The 18,753-nt window shown below is 70.6% G+C and carries 11 protein-coding genes; 6 read left to right on the plus strand and 5 right to left on the minus strand.

Annotated features, from left to right (window positions below; genetic code table 11):
• Nucleotides 1–54 precede the first annotated feature (54 nt).
• The 3 genes from ABZV34_RS20175 to ABZV34_RS20185 form a co-directional block, all read right to left on the minus strand.
• Nucleotides 55–945, minus strand: coding sequence for a hypothetical protein (locus ABZV34_RS20175; RefSeq protein WP_356278315.1), 891 nt, complete (start codon nt 943–945; stop codon nt 55–57).
• 243 nt (nt 946–1,188) lie between these two features.
• The gene (locus tag ABZV34_RS20180; protein ID WP_356278124.1) at nt 1,189–1,824 is read right to left on the minus strand and encodes a GNAT family N-acetyltransferase; all 636 of its coding nucleotides are present in this window, start codon (nt 1,822–1,824) and stop codon (nt 1,189–1,191) included.
• Between the two features lie 220 nt (nt 1,825–2,044).
• Nucleotides 2,045–2,755, minus strand: a complete 711-nt coding sequence (locus ABZV34_RS20185; protein WP_356278127.1) for a helix-turn-helix domain-containing protein — start codon at nt 2,753–2,755, stop codon at nt 2,045–2,047.
• A 131-nt stretch (nt 2,756–2,886) separates the two neighbouring features.
• Between ABZV34_RS20185 and ABZV34_RS20190 the strand changes: the two genes are divergently transcribed.
• Nucleotides 2,887–4,107, plus strand: coding sequence for a saccharopine dehydrogenase C-terminal domain-containing protein (locus ABZV34_RS20190; RefSeq protein WP_356278130.1), 1,221 nt, complete (start codon nt 2,887–2,889; stop codon nt 4,105–4,107).
• A gap of 162 nt (nt 4,108–4,269) precedes the next feature.
• Here ABZV34_RS20190 and ABZV34_RS20195 read toward each other — a convergent pair whose 3' ends face one another.
• Entirely contained in the window at nt 4,270–7,644 is a 3,375-nt protein-coding gene (locus tag ABZV34_RS20195) for a pyruvate carboxylase (protein WP_356278133.1), read from the minus strand.
• A gap of 531 nt (nt 7,645–8,175) precedes the next feature.
• Between ABZV34_RS20195 and ABZV34_RS20200 the strand changes: the two genes are divergently transcribed.
• Genes ABZV34_RS20200 through ABZV34_RS20220 form a run of 5 tightly spaced genes read left to right on the plus strand, consistent with a single transcriptional unit; the run spans nt 8,176 to nt 16,619 of the window.
• Entirely contained in the window at nt 8,176–9,801 is a 1,626-nt protein-coding gene (locus ABZV34_RS20200; protein ID WP_356278136.1) for a TIGR02677 family protein, read from the plus strand.
• Nucleotides 9,798–10,970, plus strand: coding sequence for a TIGR02678 family protein (locus tag ABZV34_RS20205; protein ID WP_356278139.1), 1,173 nt, complete (start codon nt 9,798–9,800; stop codon nt 10,968–10,970). Before ABZV34_RS20200 ends, ABZV34_RS20205 begins: the two co-directional genes overlap by 4 nt.
• Complete coding sequence (locus tag ABZV34_RS20210; protein WP_356278142.1) at nt 10,967–11,110, plus strand: hypothetical protein; 144 nt, start codon at nt 10,967–10,969, stop codon at nt 11,108–11,110. The genes ABZV34_RS20205 and ABZV34_RS20210 overlap by 4 nt, the downstream gene beginning before the upstream one ends.
• Nucleotides 11,107–15,351: a TIGR02680 family protein gene (locus ABZV34_RS20215; RefSeq protein WP_356278145.1), complete on the plus strand. Its 4,245-nt coding sequence runs from the start codon at nt 11,107–11,109 to the stop codon at nt 15,349–15,351. Before ABZV34_RS20210 ends, ABZV34_RS20215 begins: the two co-directional genes overlap by 4 nt.
• Complete coding sequence (locus tag ABZV34_RS20220) at nt 15,348–16,619, plus strand: TIGR02679 family protein (protein WP_356278148.1); 1,272 nt, start codon at nt 15,348–15,350, stop codon at nt 16,617–16,619. Before ABZV34_RS20215 ends, ABZV34_RS20220 begins: the two co-directional genes overlap by 4 nt.
• Before the next feature lie 309 nt (nt 16,620–16,928).
• Here the strand turns inward: ABZV34_RS20220 and ABZV34_RS20225 are convergent, their stop codons facing one another.
• Nucleotides 16,929–18,704 (minus strand): helicase-related protein, encoded by a 1,776-nt coding sequence (locus tag ABZV34_RS20225; protein ID WP_356278151.1) that lies wholly within the window; start codon nt 18,702–18,704, stop codon nt 16,929–16,931.
• Between the last annotated feature and the right edge of the window lie 49 nt (nt 18,705–18,753).

The following is an 18,753-nucleotide window of genomic DNA, read 5'->3' on the forward strand; positions in this document are numbered from 1 at the left end:
GTCCGCCACCGTGCGCCTGGCACGGAACAGGCCTTCGACCCGTGTCCGGCGGTGTCAGCGCAGTTGCGCCCGCGACTCGTTGGCGCGATGCGCCGGGTCCGCAAGGGCCATCAGGTCCGCCGGAGCCGCCAGGTCCGGTGGCTGCGCGACAGCCGCTGCTCCCGCCAGGGCCGGTGACTCCGCCGCGGCCGGCGGGACCGGTGGTTCCGACAGACGAGGACAGCCGTTCGGCCGGTTCTCCGCACGGCGCGAGGGGAACAGGACCGTCAGGGCCCGCACGGGTCTTCGCCAGCGCCCGTGCAGCAGCCCCAGGACGATCGCGGCCGCCACGGCGATCAGGTGTTCCCGACCCGCCAGATTGGGTCTGACGATCGACTCCCACACCATCGAGCCGCCGGTGAGCGCGAACACCACGGGCGCCCGTCGGACGACCGCGAGGTAGGTGAACAGACCCACCACCGCGGCGGACGGACCGGTGTCCAGCACCTGCCCGGTCTCGGGCGGCAGCCCCAGACCCCACCAGCCCGGCCCCATCGCGATCATCACGCGTACGGTGAGGGTGCCCGCCAGCGTGGTGACGTACGCGATGGCCAGGGTCCGGGCCCGGCCGAGAGCGAGTTCGGCGAGGGCGAAGGCGAGGAACAGCTGGGTGATGCCCGCCCACACCGGCAGGTCGAGGGCGGGGACGTACAGCGACACGGGGGTGCGCAGCAGGGCCAGCGGCAGCGGCAGGGCCGCCTTGACGCCGCCGGTCAGCCGCACCACCGTGGCGCCGGTCGGATGCTGGGCGATCGCGTGGAAGAAGATGACCCCGAAGGCGGCCACGAACGCCAGCACGAGTCCGGACAGTCCGCGGCGCAGGAGTTGCCGGATCGGTTCGACGACCATGCCGTGCCACTCGCCGCGCAGGGTGCGTCCGACGAACGACACGATCCGGTACGGCATGCCGCCCGGCCGCCCGCGTGCGTCGTCGCCCGCGGTGGCCGGCGGTGGACCGTCACCGGGTCCCACCGTCCGTCCACGACCGTTGCCGACATCGCCGCGACGCTCTTCCACCGCCCTGAGCAATGCCCTCTCCCCCCACCACCCGTAGGACGTCTCCTCGTATAGAGGGACGAGATCTTGATTAGGTTGACTCAGGCCGCGTCCTCTCCCTGACGCGGGCCCGGCCCCCACGGCCCGCGCGGCTCAGGGCGAGCGGCGCGGGCGGCCCGTCGGCCTGCCCAGATAGGTCAGGGGGCCCGGTTCCGGCACGGGGATCTCGTGGAAGCCGACACGGTCGTAGAAGACGCGGGCCGACGTGTTGGCGGTGACCATGCCGAGGTGGACGGCGGGGACACCGCGATCCGCGAGCGCGTCGAGGAAGGTGTCCATCAGCGCCCGGCCATGGCCCCTGCGCTGCCAGTCCGGGAGCAGGTCGATGTGCAGATGCGCGGGATATGCGGCGAGCTCGGGGAGGATCATGCGTTCGGGGCGGTGCAGCAGGTCGATCATCGTGTCGCCCGGCGTCCGCGGTGGCGTCGTACTCCGGGGGTAGCGCGAGGCGACACCCGGTATCCAGATGTCGCGGAACGCGCCGACGAACCGCGCGGTGTCGGCGGTGCCGAGGACGTAGCCGACCGCCCGGCCGGTCCCGTCGTCGAGCACGAACGCGAGCTCCGGTTCAAGATGACAGTAGGGGTGCGCGAACAGGGACGGCATCAGCTCCAGGTCGGGATAGAGGGCCCGTGAATCCCCTCCGTCGTGGGCCGTCATCACGCATACGTGCGCCACCGCCGCGCGGTCTTCGGCCTTGTACGGGCGGATCGTCGGCTGATGAGTCATGAGCCGTATCCTCCCTGTATGGGAGCGCTCCCGCCACCGTCTGGACCGCTGGAACCGTCCCACCCGTCCGAACCGCCCCACCCGTCCGTCCGGCCCACTCGAACCGCTCGCCCCCCAGCCCCCCGCCTCACCGACTCCCAGCCCTCCAGCCCCCGGCCCCTCCCGGCTCCCGGCCACGGGACCCCGTCCGCGGGGTATCGCTCCGCGGCACCGCCCGCCGTCACCGGGCGCGCAGCGTCTCCCACCGCGCCGCGGCGCTGTCCAGCAGCATCTCCAGAGCCGTGGGATAGGCACTGTCGACCATGCGGGTCGCCAGAAGGGGCGCCGCCTCCGCGATCCGGGGATGGGTGGCGCGCGGCAGCCGGGCGTACGTCGAACGCCACATGTCCTCGTCGGCGCTGCGGCTCTCGCGGGGCAGCGCCAGCGAGGCCGCGTCGAGCGCGGCGAAGGCCAGCGTCTGGTCGATGAAGGCCTGGTAGATCCGTACCGTGTCCGGCAGCGGGAACCCCGCCGTGCGCAGGACGTCGAGGATGGCCTCGTCGGCCGCCAGTTCGTGGGCCCGGCCGGTGACCCGGTTCGCGGTCAGCAGGGCCGCCTGCGGATGCCCGACGTACACCGCGTGGATACGCAGCCCGAGGCCGCGCAGATCCGACCGCCACTCCCCCGTGGGCCGCCACCCGTCCAGGGCCTGGCCGATCAGCGCGTCGCCGATCGCGAGGGTCAGGTCGTCCATACCGCGGAAGTACCGGTACAGGGTGCTGGGATCGGCGTCCAGGGCCAGGCCGAGACGGCGGGCCGTGAGTCCCGCGCTGCCGTGCTCCCGCAGCATCCGCAGGGCGGTCTCGACGATGAGCCGCTCGGACAGCACGGTGCCGCCCCTGGTGGGACGCCGACGCCGCCGCTTCTCCTCGGGCACCACCGCTTTCGGCACGGCGCCTCCTCACTCCTTATGCCAACACCATTGACCTTATCCGGGCGCCCGGCGTTGGATCTCCCGCCAGGGGCGCCGCGTCACCGGTCCGCGCGGGCACGTCCCCACTCCGCAGAGAGGAAGTCCGTGTCATGCGTGTTCTGCTTGTGGGAGCCGGCGGTGTGGGCACCGCCATCACCCGGATCGCGGCCCGTCGCCCCTTCTTCGACGAGATGGTCGTGGCCGACTACGACCTGAGCCGCGCCGAGGCCGCGGTCGCCGCCCTCCCGGACGCCGAAGGCCGTTTCCGCGCCGAGCGCGTCGACGCCTCCGACCAGGACGCGGTGACCGCGCTGCTGGGCCGGCACAGGTGCGACGTCCTGCTCAACGCCACCGATCCGCGGTTCGTGATGCCCCTCTTCCAGGCGGCGCGCGCGGCCGGTGCCACCTACCTCGACATGGCGATGTCCCTGTCACGCCCGCATCCCGAGAGGCCGTACGACGAGTGCGGGGTCATGCTCGGCGACGCGCAGTTCGCGCAGGCCGCCGACTGGGAGAAGGCGGGCGCGCTGGCCCTCGTCGGCATGGGCGTGGAGCCGGGACTGTCCGACGTCTTCGCGCGGTACGCGGCCGACGAACTCTTCGACGAGATCGAGGAGATCGGCATCCGTGACGGCGCGAACCTCACCGTCGACGGCTATGACTTCGCCCCGTCCTTCAGCATCTGGACCACCATCGAGGAGTGCCTCAACCCGCCGGTCGTCTACGAGGCGGACCGCGGCTGGTTCACCACCGCGCCGTTCAGCGAGCCGGAGGTCTTCGACTTCCCCGAGGGCATCGGCCCGGTGGAGTGCGTGAACGTGGAGCACGAGGAGGTGCTGCTCGTCCCGCGCTGGGTCGACGCGCGGCGCGTGACCTTCAAGTACGGCCTGGGCGAGGAGTTCATCCAGACCCTCAGGACGCTGCACCTGCTGGGCCTGGACCGTACGGATCCGGTGACCGTGCCGAGCGCCTCGGGCCCGGTGGCCGTGTCGCCCCGCGACGTCGTGGCCGCCTGTCTGCCGGACCCGGCGACGCTCGGCGAGCGCATGCACGGCAAGACCTGCGCGGGCACCTGGGTGCGTGGCACCAAGAACGGCGCGCCGCGCGAGGTCTACCTCTATCACGTGGTCGACAACCAGTGGTCGATGGCCGAGTACGGCTCCCAGGCGGTGGTGTGGCAGACGGCCGTCAACCCGGTCGTCGCCCTCGAACTCCTGGCCACCGGCGCCTGGACCGGCTCGGGAGTCCTCGGCCCGGAGGCGTTCCCCGCCCGCCCGTTCCTCGACCTGCTCACCGCGTACGGCTCGCCGTGGGGCCTACGGGAGCAGTGACCGCCCCGGCCGCCCGGCGACCCCGTACGGCCCCGGCGACCCGGAGCCGTGAACTCCCCGAGTCCCGGAGCCGGCCGAATGGCGGCACGGTTCCGGGACTCGGGCGATCGCCCTCGCGGGGTCCGACCGTAGCCAGAGGTGTCCCGCGCTGTCCGAGGATGCCTAGGCGATCACCACCAGGAGATCGCCCGCCTCGACCTGCTGGACGGAGCTGATCGCCAGACGCCCCACCGTCCCGGCGACCGGGGCGGTGATGGCGGCCTCCATCTTCATCGCCTCGATCGTCGCGATGGTCGCGCCCGCCTCGACGGTGTCCCCGGCCGCGGCCGACAGCGTCACCACACCGGCGAACGGCGCGGCGACGTGCTTCGGGTCGGACTTGTCGGCCTTCTCCGCCGCCGGCAGGTCCGAGGCCACCGAGCGGTCACGCACCTGGATCGGCCGGAGCTGGCCGTTGAGCGTGGCCATCACGGTACGCATGCCGCGCTCGTCCGCCTCGCCGATCGCCTCCAGGACGATGAGGAGCCGCACCCCGGGGTCGAGGTCCACCTCGTGCTCCTCCCCCGGCCGCAGACCGTAGAAGAAGTCCTTGCTCGGCAGGACGCCGGTGTCGCCGTAGGCGTCGCGGTGCGCCCCGAACTCCTTGGCCGGGCCTGGGAACAGCAGCCGGTTCAGGGTGGCCCGCCGGTCCTTCTCCAGTCCGTCGCGGTCCTCGGCGGACAGTTCGACGACCGGCCTGGGCGCCGCACGGCCCTTGAGGGCCTTGCTGCGGAACGGTTCCGGCCAGCCGCCGGGCGGGTCGCCCAACTCGCCGCGCAGGAACCCGATCACGGAGTCCGGGATGTCGTACGCCCCGGGGTCGGCCGCGAACCGCTCGTGCGGGACCCCCGCGCCGACGAGGTGCAGGGCGAGATCGCCGACCACCTTGGACGACGGCGTGACCTTGACCAGACGGCCGAGCATCCGGTCGGCGGCGGCGTACATCGCCTCGATGTCCTCGAAGCGGTCGCCGAGGCCCAGTTCCCGTGCCTGGACACGCAGGTTGGACAGCTGGCCGCCGGGGATCTCGTGGTCGTAGACGCGTCCGGTGGGCGAGGCGAGGCCGGCCTCGAACGGCGCGTAGATCCTGCGGACGATCTCCCAGTACGGTTCGAGGTCGCCGACCGCCCGCAGGCTCAGCCCGGTCGGTCGCTCCGAGTGGTCGGTGGCCGCGACGATCGCCGACAGCGACGGCTGCGAGGTGGTGCCCGCCATGGAGGCGACCGCTCCGTCCACGGCGTCGGCGCCCGCGTCGATCGCGGCGAGGTAGGTGGCGAGCTGGCCGCCTGCCGTGTCGTGGGTGTGAAGGTGGACGGGCAGGTCGAACTCCCTGCGCAGCGCGGTCACCAGCTTCGCGGCGGCGGGTGCCCGGAGCAGCCCGGCCATGTCCTTGATCGCCAGGACGTGCGCGCCGGCGTCGACGATCCGCTCGGCGAGCCGGAGGTAGTAGTCGAGGGTGTAGAGCTTCTCGGCCGGGTCGGACAGGTCCGAGGTGTAGCACAGGGCGACCTCGGCGACGGCCGATCCGGTCTCGCGCACGGCGTCGATCGCGGGGCGCATCTGGCCGACGTCGTTGAGCGCGTCGAAGATGCGGAAGATGTCGACGCCGGTCCGGGTGGCCTCCTCGACGAAGGCGGTGGTGACCTCCGTGGGGTAGGGGGTGTAGCCGACCGTGTTGCGGCCGCGCAGCAGCATCTGCAGGCAGAGGTTGGGCACCGCCTCGCGCAGCTGGGCAAGGCGGTCCCACGGGTCCTCGGACAGGAAGCGCAGGGCGACGTCGTAGGTGGCGCCGCCCCAGCACTCCAGGGACAGCAGCTGCGGCAGTGTCCGGGCCACGGCGGGGGCGACGGCCAGCAGGTCCTTCGTCCGTACCCGGGTGGCCAGCAGGGACTGGTGGGCGTCCCGGAAGGTGGTGTCGGTGACGGCCACCGAGGTCGACTCCCGCAGCCACCGCGCGAAGCCCTCCGGTCCCAGCTCGGTCAGCCGCTGCTTCGACCCGGCGGGCGGTTCACCGGCCGGTACGTCCGGCAGTTTGGTCGTGGGGTCGATCAGGTGCGGGCGCTCGCCGTGCGGCTTGTTGACCGTGACGTCGGCGAGGTAGGTGAGCATGCGGGTGCCGCGGTCGGCGGAGTGGCGCGCGGTCAGGAGATGCGGGCGTTCCTCGATGAACGAGGTGGTGACCCTGCCCTCCTGGAAGTCCGGGTCGTCGAGCACCGCCTGCAGGAACGGGATGTTCGTGGACACGCCGCGGATGCGGAACTCGGCCACCGCACGGCGGGCGCGCCGCACCGCGGTGGCGAAGTCGCGGCCCCGGCAGGTCAGTTTCACCAGCATGGAGTCGAAGTGGGCGCTGATCTCCGAGCCGACGAAGGCGGTGCCGCCGTCCAGCCGGATCCCGGAACCGCCGGGCGAGCGGTACGCGCTGATGGTGCCGGTGTCGGGCCGGAACCCGTTGGCCGGGTCCTCGCTGGTGATCCGGCACTGCAGTGCGGCGCCCCGGAGCTGGATCCGGTCCTGGGAGAGGCCGAGGTCGGCGAGGGTCTCGCCGGAGGCGATGCGCAGTTGCGCCTGGACCAGGTCGACGTCGGTGACCTCCTCGGTCACCGTGTGCTCGACCTGGATGCGCGGGTTCATCTCGATGAAGACGTGGTTGCCGTCGCGGTCGAGAAGGAACTCGACGGTGCCGGCGTTGCGGTAGCCGATGCTCTGCGCGAAGGCGACCGCGTCGGCGCAGATGCGGTCCCGGAGGGCGGGGTCGAGGTTGGGCGCCGGGGCCAGTTCGACGACCTTCTGGTGGCGCCGCTGCACCGAGCAGTCACGCTCGAACAGGTGGATGACGTTGCCGTCTCCGTCGGCGAGGATCTGCACCTCGATGTGGCGGGGGTCGACGACGGCCTTCTCCAGGAACACCGTGGCGTCGCCGAAGGCGGACTCGGCCTCGCGGGACGCCGCCTCGATGGACTCGCGCAGGTGCGCCGGGTCGTCCACGCGCCGCATGCCGCGTCCGCCGCCGCCGGCGACCGCCTTGACGAACAGCGGGAAGCCGACGTCCCGCGCCGCGGCCGTGAGCTCGTCCATGTCGTTCGACGGCTGCGACGACCGGAGGACCGGGACGCCCGCGGCGCGGGCGGCGGCGACCGCGCGCGCCTTGTTCCCGGTCAGCTCCAGTACGTCGGCGCTGGGGCCGATGAAGGTGATCCCGGCCTCTTCGCAGGCCTGGGCCAGCTCCGGATTCTCGGACAGGAATCCGTATCCGGGGTAGACGGCGTCCGCCCCGGCCCTGCGAGCCGCCCCCACGATCTCCTCGACCGACAGGTAGGCACGCACCGGGTGCCCTCTCCGGCCGATCTCGTAGGCCTCGTCGGCCTTGAGGCGATGCAGCGAGCCGCGGTCCTCGTAGGGGAACACCGCCGCTGTTCCCGCGCCCAGTTCATAGGCGGCGCGGAACGCGCGGACGGCGATCTCACCACGGTTCGCGACAAGTACCTTCCGGAACATGCACAGTCCCTTCCTGACGTTCGCGACGGGCGCGCCCGACGGGCGCCCTCGTGACTGTTGCCCTGTCTACACCCGCTCAAGAACGGCACGGGCCGAATCGCCACCGGCCGGTCGCTCGTCCGCGGCATCGTGAAGATCATCATCGTGCGGTCGGCCGGTCCTCGGAACGCCGCTGCCGGACGTCGGGTGCGGCGGTCTTCCCGGGCCCCGCACGATCAGCCGAGAAAGCTCAACCGCACCTGGCGTGCGGGGTTGGAGACGTTCGTGTCCGCCAACCTCCGTTAAGGCAATCCCAGGTTAACCAGGTCGGGTCGTCGCCGGAGTCGCTCGGCGCCATGGGTGAGTTCCTGAGCAACGCCGAGACATGGTTGATGTCGCCGAAGGCCGAGTGAAAGACGTAGCCCTCGTCCACCTGTCTGTGTGGCGCAGGAGCGTCGGGGACCGGGCCTTCCCGGTCCACCTCAGCGCAGCCTCGGAGCATTTCCAGCTACACAGCAACGGCAGCCGAATGCTCCACGTAACCTCACAGACATGGAGAAACCCGCGCCCGGCACACCGCCGGAATCCGGCGACGACGCGACGCGCAGGCGGCTGGACGCGTACGCCTACCTGAGCGCGCCGGAGCGACTGGAGCACATCGCGATCATGCGAGTCTTCTGCGGGACGCTCCTGGCGGACCTGGCCGTCCCGGACGTCATGGCGAAGCTGCGCGAGTCCGGCGGGGCAGGTGCAAAACTCGACGCCGACACCCTCACGGCACGGCTGGAACAGCTGGAGCGGTGGGGCAACCTGCTCCGCGGCAGCCACACGGTGAAGGCGTCCAGCATCACCGAGTACCAGCGTTCCCGCGCCCGCTACCAGGTGTCGAGGCTCGGCGAACGCATCCAGCGGGACGCCGACGGGGTGCTGGCCGAGGCCGATGCCGCTCGCGAGGTGAGCAACGAGCTGCTGGCCCTGGTCGAGCGCGGCCTCCGGGAGCTCGCCGAGCTGGTGTCCGAGCCGGGCGGTATCGCCCCGCAGGACGGGCTGGAGCGGGTCAGCACGCTGTTCGTGCAGTTCGCCGAGTTCGCAGACTCCATCCGGGACTTCTACGCCTACCTCGGCCAGGTGCTCGCCCGGTACGACCTGGACAGTGCCGAGTACCAGGGCTTCAAGGAACTGCTTCTGGACTACGTCGAGGCGATCACGGAGGACGTGGCCTTCCGGGCCCCCCGGATCTCGGCAGCACTGGACGCGCTGTGGCCACACCTTCCGGTCCTGCTGGACCGACTGGACGCGCACGCCCAGGGCCTCACCGGGCTCTCCGCGCAGAGCGAAGGCCGATCGGAGGCCCGGGTGCAGCGCAGCCGTGGGCGCGAGCTCGCGGACTGGGAGGGGCTGCGCGGCTGGTTCAGCAGCACCGACGGTCAGGGCAGCCAGGTCGACCAACTACGGGACGCCACCCTTCGGGCGCTCCAGTCCCTGCTGGCCAACGCCAAGCGGATGCTCCGTTCGGCTACCGGGGAGATGTCACGCCGCCGGGACCTCCTGCGGCTGGCCCGGTGGTTCGACGAAGCGGCACCGCAGGACGCGCATGACATCGCCGTCGCCGCCTTCGGGCTGTACGGCGCCCGACACCTGGGCATACCGCCTGCCACCGACGAGGTGGTGCCGGCCTACACCAGCTGGTGGACCGGACCGGTGGTCGAGGTCCCCGTCGCGCTGCGAGAGAGGGGCAGCCGCGCACAGCGGGGCCGGACGTCGTCGGTGGAGGACCACTCCGCGCAGAAGAAACGGCTCCGGGAGGCCGCGCGTGAGCGGGCGGCGGCCAGGAAAGCGGCGGCGGACGAACTGCGCAGCGCGTCGGGCCGTTTCGACGACGTGCGGCTCACTTCGGCGGCGCTGAGCCTGCTCCTGGAGCTGCTGGCCACGGCGCTCGGGAACGCTCAGCTGGAACGTCGCGCCGGTGCGGCCGGGGAGCGGGCGCCGGAGTTCGGCCTGGACGCGGCGTGGAGCGAGGACGCGGATCTGGGCATCTGGCTCACCGTGCACCGTACGGCGGGCACTCGCACGCTCCTCCACTCGGCCGACGGGGACCTGCTCCTGGACGACCTGGAGCTGGTCATCGGCCGGACCTCCGCCACAGCCGCCGGTGAGTCGGAGATGAACGTTTCATGACCCTTCCCTCCGCCCACGACGTGGCCCTGGCGGCCGAACGCCGGTCCGCTGCACGGCTGTTGCTCGCCCATCCTCTGGTCACTTCGGACGGCCCGCATGCCGACCTCTTCCCACTGGTCCGCAGGCACGCCGACTGGCTGGGCAAGCGATTCCAGCAGGTACTCGGCTACCGCCTTCTGGTCGACAGCTCCTACGCCCGGCTGTTCAAGGCCGGACTGGGAGCGCGGGCGGGACATCGGCTCGTGCGGTCCACCGGCACTCCCTTCACCCCGCACACGTATTCCTGCCTCGCGCTGGCTCTGTCCGTACTGGTGACCGCACCCGAGCAGATGCTGCTGTCTCAGCTGACCGCCGACATTCGGGCCGCGGCTGCCGATGCGGGCGTCGAGCTGGAGGCGACGGACCGCGCAGCCGGGAAACGGACCCTGGTCGCGGCTCTGCGCCAGCTGGTCGAGTGGGGCGTACTCATCGAGACGGAGGGCCACGTGACTGCCATCACCCAGGAAGCCGACGGGGAGGCTTTGATCACGGTGGACCGCGAGCTCGCACGCGTCGTCGTGGCCGGACCGCTCGCCCAATCCCGGGACGGCGCCGACCTGGTCCGGCGAGCCGCGGACCCGGGCTTCGGAGGACCTCGTACTTACGTGCGCCGGATGCTCGTCGAAACACCCGTCGTCCACCTCGACGAACTGACCGACGCCGAACGCGACTGGCTTCGCACCCGCCAGCGCCGGGAAGCCCAGGCATTCTTCGAACTCCTCGGTCTGGAGACTGAGATCCGTGCCGAGGGAATGGCGCTGGTCGACTCCGAGGAAGAGCTGACCGATCTCCACCTTCCCGGCACGGGTACCGTCGCCCAGGCCGCACTGCTGCTGCTGGAACGGCTCGTTGAACGCCTGCGCCCATCCGATCCCGGACATCCGGCGACCGGCGGCGTCCTGGTCGTCGGAGTCGCCGTTCCGGACGGCTTGGTGAATGAGCTGCTGGCCGAGCTGGTCACAGAGTACGGAGGCCGCAGCAACTGGCAGCGCGGCTACCTGGAAGATCTCCACGCTCTGCGGGAAGCGGTGCTGGACCTGCTGTCCCGCATGCGGCTGCTGGCCCCTGCCGGTCCACTGCGGGCCAAGGGGGACGGGCTACCGAAGAGCTGCCGGAAGGCCGTCAGGTGACCGACGTCCGCGGAGCCCGGCCCTGCGACGAGGGCTGGGTACTGCTCGCCGCGGCGGCCCGCTATGCCACCTGCGTCACCGTGCGTACGGCCGACTCGACCCGCAAAAATGCCGACGCACAGCAGGAGTTGACGCTATGACCGCCGATGCACGTGGCCTCGTCCCGCTGCCCCGATCCAGCCCGTCGACGACGACAGCGGGTACCCGCTTCCGTCTGCACCGCGCGGGCATCCAAAACGTCTGGCAGTACGACGAGCAGGAGTTTGCCTTCGGTGACGGGCGGCTGCTGCTGCGCGGCAAGAACGGCGCGGGGAAGTCCAAGGCCCTGGAGATGCTGCTCCCGTATCTGCTGGACGGGGACTCCCGGGCGCTGGATGCGACCGGTACCGGGCGGACGACGCTCACCTGGCTGATGCTGGACGGGTTCGAGCAGACCAACCGCCTCGGCTACCTGTGGGTGGAGTTCCGGGGTACGGACGAGGGCGGCGACCACCGCTATCTGACGCTCGGTGCCGCCGTCCGTGCTTCGAAGTCGACGCAGAAGGCGGTGGCGACCTTCTTCGTCACCCCGCTGCGGGTCGGTGAGGACCTGCGCCTGGTCGAAGCGGGCAAGCCACTTCCCGTCGACCGGCTCAAGGAGATCGTCGGTTCCGACAACGCGACCGACCGGGCGGTCGGCCACCGTGCTCGCGTGGCGCGGGACCTCTTTGGAATCACTGATACGACGCGCTACCGAAACCTCACCCAGCTCCTCCACCGGCTGCGACGTCCCACCGTCGGGGACCGCATCGAGCACGGGGGCCTGGCTGTCCTGCTGAGCGAGACCCTGCCCGGGCTCGACGAGGAAGTGGTAGAGAAGGTGGCACGCAACCTTCACGACCTGGACGCCGTACGGGACGAACTCGGGCGCCTGGAACGTACCGACACGGCGCTACGCAAGTTTCTCGCCGACTATCGCCGCTACCTCGCCGGAGTCCTGCGCGCCTCCGCCCGGAACGTGAGCAGGGAACTGGACACCCTCTCCCTACGACGACGATCGGCCGGGGACGCAGCACAGCGGACGGGCGACCTGAAAAGGCGGGAGGAGGAGTCGGAAGCCGGGCTGGAGACTCTCCGCGAGGAGGAACAGACTGCCCGGACAGAGCTCGCCGCTCTGCACGCCAGCCACGCTTACCGCAGCCTGCGCGAACTGTCGGAACGCCGCAGTACGGTGGAGGCCCTGCACACCACGGCCACGACCGCCTTCACCGCCCTGCGCAACGCGCACGACGCCGAAGAGGGCGCGGCCGAACGACTGGCCGAGGGTGTCGAAGGCCTGGGGAGCCGGCTCACCGAGCTGGGGACCGAACACCGGGAGCTGCTGACCCAGGCGGAGAAGGCAGGGCTCCCCGCCGGACATCTCGGCGACGCGGTGGCGCTGCCTCGCACGCTCCGCACCCAGGCGACGCGGACGGAGCTGACCAGCCCGGACGGGGAGCCGCAGACCGTAGACCACCGGCCGGTGGTTCGCGTGGACACGGCCACGGCAGAGGCCGGGCTGCGGTCCTGGCAGGGGCAACTGGAGGATGCCGAAGCTGTCGTACGGAACCGGGCGCGGATGGTCCAGGAGGTGACCCGCCTCTCCTCACTGGCCGACGGGGCCCGGACCAGGGCCGCTCAGGCCGACACGGAGCGGGAACGGCTTGAGGGCGAGACGGAGGAGGCCGCCGACCGTCTCGAAGTCAGCCGCGAGAAGGTCGCGGAGGAGAGCCGAGGATACGCCGACGAGGTCGCCGCGTGGGTGGAGAGCACACGGACCGCAGCGGGGCCCGACTGTCCGCCGCTGGATGCCGTCCTCGCTGAAGTGGTCAGTGAGACCTCCTCCGATGCCCCGTTCTCGGAGCGTACGCTGCCACCCGACATCGACACCCTCGCGCGGCAGGTGGCTCATGTGGCCTTGGAGCCGTATGCCGATGACCTCACCCGGCACCGCGACGCACTGGCGCTCGGCGTCGGCCGGCTCGGTGAGGAGATCGACCGCCTGTCGCACGAGCAGCGCGACTGGGAGCGGCGTACCGACCCCGAGCCGCCGCCCCCGTACCACCGCGCCGCCGAGAGGAATCCGGCCGGTGGAGCACCCTTCTTTCGGCTGGTGGACTTCGCGGAGCACGTGACCGCCGCCGACCGGGCCGGCCTGGAGGCGGCGCTGGAGGCGAGCGGAATCCTCGACGCCTGGGTCAGCGCGGAAGGGATCCTCCTCGACCCGCTCACCAGGGACACCCTTTTCCAGCCGGACCCTGAACTGCCGCCAGGAGCACAGAGCCTTGCCTCGGCCCTGCGTCCGGCCGCACAGCCGAAGTGCGGCGTCACCTCCGAGCAGGTGGAGCGCCTGCTGGCCGCCATCGCGCTCGCACCGGCCTCGGAGACCACCGCTGCCAGCGCGGTCCACTTCGACGGAAGCTGGCGGCTGGGGGCCCTGCGCGGCCGACACCACAAGAGCGTCGCCGAGTACGTGGGGGCCGCCGTACGCGCCGAGACCCGGCGGCGCGTCCTCGCCCAGTTGGAGGACCGGCTTACGCAGACGGAGCAGTTGCTGACCGACGCCCGTGCCGAACTCGCCGCAGCCGATTCCAGGCGGCGGGCCCTCGCGCTGGCGGAACGGGACTTTCCCCGAGCCGGGCAGCTTTCCGACGCCTGGAGCAGGACCACGTCAGCCGAGAAGACGTCGCGGGATCTGACCGCCAAGGCGACCCGTGCGGCACGGCTGGCCGAGGAGGCCCGCGCTCTCGCCGTCTCGGCGCGCACCGAGGTGGACGCCACCGCGACCGCCCATGACCTGCCCAGCGACGCGACCGCCCTGGACCGCGTACGCACCGCGCTGGCATCCCTGCTCAGCGGTATCGGTCACCTGCGCAGAGCGCTCAACGGCACGCTCGGTCGACTCGGCGGAAGTCAGGCGGAAGGCGGTCGGTACGAGCGCGCCCGAGAGGGGCGTGTGGACGCGGAGGGAAACTACCGGCTTCGCCTCCACCAACTGCACACCGCGCAACAAGATCTGCGGACCCGTGAGGCGGCCGTCGGATCGTCCGAGGAGGAGATCCTGACCCGCGAGCAGGACGCCGAGCGACGCATCGTGAACGCCTCCGGCGCCATCCCGTCGGCAGAGCGCGCCCACAGCGAACTCCGCGATCAACGCGTGCGTGCGGAGGAGGAGGAGAAGCGCCTGCGCGAGGAGCTGGCGGAGCAGGAGACGACCGTCATCGACACCGGCCGCACCCTCCGCGAGGCTCTCGACCGTCCGGAGGTAGTCACCGGGGCGGGGCTGGAACGGCTCTCCCTGGTCGAGCACGTCTCGGACAACCCCGGTTCGGATGTCCGCGACCGTCTGCGCGCGCTGCGTGCACTGGCCGACGCGGTGGAGCAGGCACTCGGCCGTTCGAGGGGAGAGGTGTCGGACAGCACCCTGCTCAACCGCCACACGGAGTTGCGCGACCAACTGGCGGGCGGATACGACGCACAGCTAGAGGAACGCGACGGCATCAAGGTGTGCCGCCTGCTCGACGATCATGGTTCGCACGATGTCGCGGTCGTCGGCGAGCGGATCACCGTACAGTCCGCGGAGGCGAGGGGGCGGCTCACCGAGCGCGAGAGCGAGGTGTTCCAGCGGTTCCTGACCGGCGAACTCGGCGATCATCTCTCCACGCAGGTCATCACCGCGGCCCATCTCGTCGCGGCTCTCAACGACACTCTGAAGACTGTACGGACCTCGCACGGTCTCGGCGTGGAGCTGCTGTGGAAGCTCGACGAGGACGTGGACGCGGACGTGCGGGCAGCCGTCGAGCTGCTGCGCAGCCCGTCGAGCCTCCGGACGCGCGAGCAGACCGAGCAACTACGCGAAGTGTTGCAACGCCGTATCGAAGACGCGCGCCGTGCCGACCCTTCGGCCGGCTACACCGCCCATCTGCGGACCGCACTGGACTACCGCGCGTGGTTCCGTTTCCACACTTTCGTGGTCGAGGACGCCGTCCCCGGGCGTAAGAGGAAACTGACCGGACGCACCGGACTCAGCCAGGGAGAGCAGCGCGTGCTCTCGTACCTCGTGCTCTTCGCAGCCGCTGCCGCGCACTTCACCAGCCTCGCCGAGTGGGCACCGCACGCTCCTCGGTTGATCCTCCTGGACGACGCCTTCGCCAAGGTCGACGAACCTACCCATGGGCGGCTGGGCCGCATCCTCGTCGAGCTCGATCTCGACTTCGTCCTCACGAGCGAGCGGCTGATGGGCAACTGGGCCGAGGTTCCGTCCCTGCACATCTACGAGTGCCTCCGCGACCCCCATGTGCGGGGGGTGGCCACGTTGCACTACACCTGGAACGGTCGGCATCGGCGACTGGCATCGGTATGAGCGGACTCCCGGCCGCCACACGCGGCTGGCTGGCAGGCCCCGGTCTCGCCCGGCTTTGGGGCGCGGTACGCAAACGTCTGGAAGGCAACGGCGTGCAATCCACCGGCTCCGTCCGGCTGACCGCTGTGAGCGCCCAGGAACGGAACGACCTGTCACTCCTGCTGGGCAAACCACTCACGGGTACGGCCGTGACCGTGCGGCTCGACGCAATCGACGCACGCTTGCAGGCCTCGGCTGCGGGACTCGGGCTCAGAAGCGTTCTGGAGGAGCTCGGCCCCCCGCTCACCGACCGCCGCGCGGCCCGCGAGGACGACGCGGCACAGCGCCGCCACGTGTGGTCGTCGCTCACCACGTCTCTCGACGCCTCTCCGCTCGCCGGGCAGGAATGGACACGGCAGTGGTCCGACGCGCTGCGCCGCACCGGCGTTCCGAGAGGGGTGACGCCCGAAGCGGCGGTGCGGACGCTTCGGCAGGCGGTCCAGGTACTCACCGTGCTGGTCGTTCCGGAACGCACCGGCACACGAGGTCGAGGAGAGCTCGCCGCGATGGCGACCGGTTCGGCGCACGGTCTCGACGACGGCACTTGGCTGGCTCGCCTCGTCCAACGCGGCGTCGCCCTGGCCCATGACACCGAGCTCCCCAGCAACGCGGCCGGTCGGCGCGCGTTGTGGCGGCTGGTCTCCGTCACCCCGGACGAGGTCTCAAGCACCGTGCTGACCTACGGTCTACGCCCCCTCGGCGAGGGCTGGCGAGAAAAATCACTGCGAGAGCGGGCCACCCATCACGCCGAAACCCACCTGACATCGCGCGATCTGCTCGACCTTCGTCTCCAACTGCCCGCCGGAACCGTCATCCATATCTGCGAGAACCCGCGCGTGGTGGAAGCCGCAGCCGACGCGGCCTGCGCCAAGCCCCTGGTCTGCACCTCCGGCAGCGCCGCCACGGTGGTCCTCACACTCCTCGACGCCTTGGCCGCCACCGGCTGCGGCTTCGCCTACCACGGCGACTTCGACTGGCCAGGCATCGCGCTGGCCAATCGGATAATCCGCCGCTACGAAGCCCTACCGTGGCGCATGGGCTCCGAGGACTACGAACGCCTCGCCGCTGACAGCCAGGCGGAGGCCGTCCCTCAACTACCCCTCGACGGCCGCCCGGTCGAGGCGGACTGGGACCCGGGCCTCGCCCCTGCCATGACCGCCCTCGGCGTCGCGCTCCATGAGGAAGCCACGCTTGACCTGCTGGTAGAGGACCTGTCCGGCCCGACGTAGTGGAGCGATGGCGAACGGTTGTGTGCATGTCGGTGCCGCGGCTCAGCAACCGCGGCACCGCCCGCTTGCAGATTCCGGCGTGCAGGTGGACCGCCCAGAGGTAGGGGGACTTTGGCTATCGATCACGAACCTTGCACACGGTCTGCTGCAGAGCATGGGCCGCCGCATCCAGGCCAACGCCGCCTCGCCGGGTTCGGCGTCCCTGCTGGCGGCGCGCCTTCGCCAACTCGGACGCCGGCGGGTGCTCGACCTGTCGCGGATCAGCCCGAATCACATGACCTCCGCGCTTCACTCTTCACTCTTCACTCTTCACTCGCGAGACGATAGGTCGGAAACGCTCAGTACAAGCGCCGCGGTGAGGATCTGCGGTGGCTTCGTCGACATCAGCTGCTGCTGGTCGAGCACTGCGAGACGTTTCCGAAGCCGTACACCGAGCTCGACAGCCTTGCGCCGGAGGCTCTCGGAGGACTCCTTGGGCTTCTCGCCCATCCGTTCCTTCTCGAAGGCCGCCGCAGCATCAAGGAGCAGCCGCTCGCTCTCAGAGGTCAGACGCTTGGTCACCAGTTCCCGGGTCTTGATCAACTCTGACAGGCGACGGGGCTGGACCTCGGCCAGGTATTCGGGAAGCTGGTTGGAGATGATCCAGCTGGTTGCCTTGTCTTCGGCGTCTGCGAGCCAGGGAAGCCCGCGTGCGATGTCGATCGCCGCACCGTTGGGCGCCGCGGCGCAGTCGAGGTAGGGCGCGGGGCCCGCCGGGTGCACGGTGCCGTGGCTGTCGACGTGAGCGTAGGAGAACCGTCGGGGCACCGACTCACCGGTGGCGTCCGTGACCTCCTCGACAACCCCGACGAGGAGGTGCGGTTCTTCGAGGGTGGCCGAGACGAGGACGGTGCCCTGATTGAGGGCGCCCCCGAAGTTCCGGATGGTCTCGTCCATGACGGCGTCGTGCAGCGGGTGGCCGGGGGCGAGCAGGTCGGCGCGGTCGTCGGGCTGGACGTGGCTGAAGTCGAACGTGACGCGGTCGTATTGGGTGGCAATTGGTCCGTTGCCTGCTGAGCGGATGTGCTGGGGCACGTTGGCTATCTCGTAACGCCCCTGTTCGCGCTTGACGATCCGGCCACCGAGCCGGGTGAAGGCCTCCTTGAAGGTCGATTCGATGTCGTGCGGCTGAAGACGTCGGGCGCGGGCTTCGTCCATCGCGGCACGCAGAGCGCGGAGATCGGCATCCGAGAAGTACTCCGAAGCGAGCGCACGCTCGTCCAGGAGGCCCTTGAGGCCGTCTCCGACGGTGGTGTCGATGACCTCGTACATCCGATCCTTGACAGCTGGCTGCTCACCGTACTGGATGGCATCGAGGAGCAAGTCCCGCAACGGGGTCTCGGCGAACGCCTCTCCCAGGACATCGAAAACCTTCCCGCCGTACGTCTCGCGCATCTGGTCGAGCTTCTCCAGCAGGCGCGTGAAAACCTCGCCCTCGCGGGTGTTGGAGGCGACAAGGTTCCAGAGCCGGCAAACCTCCTCCTGGCCGATGCGGTGGATGCGGCCGAAGCGCTGCTCGATGCGGTTGGGGTTCCAGGGCAGGTCGTAGTTGACCATCAGGTGTGCGGCCTGCAGGTTGAGTCCCTCGCCGGCGGCGTCGGTAGCCAGTAGGATCTGCACGTCGCGGTTCTTGGTGAACTCCTCGGTGATCTGCCGCCGTTCGGCCCGGCGCACGCCGCCGTGTATGGCCCTGACGGCATCGGGCTTACCCAGAAGCGACCCGATCTTGCCCTGCAGATAGTGGAGGGTGTCGCGGTGCTCAGTGAAGATGATGAGTTTTCGAGGACGGCCATTGGCGTCCGTCACCAGCGCGTGGTCTCGGAGGAGGGCGGAAAGCTCGGTCCACTTGCGGTCCGTACCTGCCTCTCGGACCCAGTGCGCCGTCTTCACCAACGCCCTCAACTCGATGAGCTCGACGTCGAGTTCCTCGACCGTCCACTGCCGCCCGGCTACCGCGAGATCCTCGCCGCCTTCGACAAGGCCGCGGAAGGACTCCACGCCAAAGACCTCTGCCAGATACTCGACACCGGCACCGAACCCCGCCACGTCGAGACCATCCGGGCCAAGCGGAAACGCCTGGTCACCCGCGGCATCC

The sequence above is a fragment of the Streptomyces sp. NPDC005195 genome, from assembly GCF_040608315.1.
GTDB lineage: Bacteria > Actinomycetota > Actinomycetes > Streptomycetales > Streptomycetaceae > Streptomyces > Streptomyces kaempferi.

Excerpts from the sequence above, each read along its gene's own strand:
- ABZV34_RS20175 (WP_356278315.1), bottom strand. The coding sequence starts at position 945 with ATGCCGTACCGGATCGTGTCGTTCGTCGGACGCACCCTGCGCGGCGAG.
- ABZV34_RS20180 (WP_356278124.1), bottom strand. The coding sequence starts at position 1,824 with ATGACTCATCAGCCGACGATCCGCCCGTACAAGGCCGAAGACCGCGCG.
- ABZV34_RS20190 (WP_356278130.1), top strand. The coding sequence starts at position 2,887 with ATGCGTGTTCTGCTTGTGGGAGCCGGCGGTGTGGGCACCGCCATCACC.
- ABZV34_RS20195 (WP_356278133.1), bottom strand. The coding sequence starts at position 7,644 with ATGTTCCGGAAGGTACTTGTCGCGAACCGTGGTGAGATCGCCGTCCGC.
- ABZV34_RS20200 (WP_356278136.1), top strand. The coding sequence starts at position 8,176 with ATGGAGAAACCCGCGCCCGGCACACCGCCGGAATCCGGCGACGACGCG.
- ABZV34_RS20205 (WP_356278139.1), top strand. The coding sequence starts at position 9,798 with ATGACCCTTCCCTCCGCCCACGACGTGGCCCTGGCGGCCGAACGCCGG.
- ABZV34_RS20215 (WP_356278145.1), top strand. The coding sequence starts at position 11,107 with ATGACCGCCGATGCACGTGGCCTCGTCCCGCTGCCCCGATCCAGCCCG.
- ABZV34_RS20220 (WP_356278148.1), top strand. The coding sequence starts at position 15,348 with ATGAGCGGACTCCCGGCCGCCACACGCGGCTGGCTGGCAGGCCCCGGT.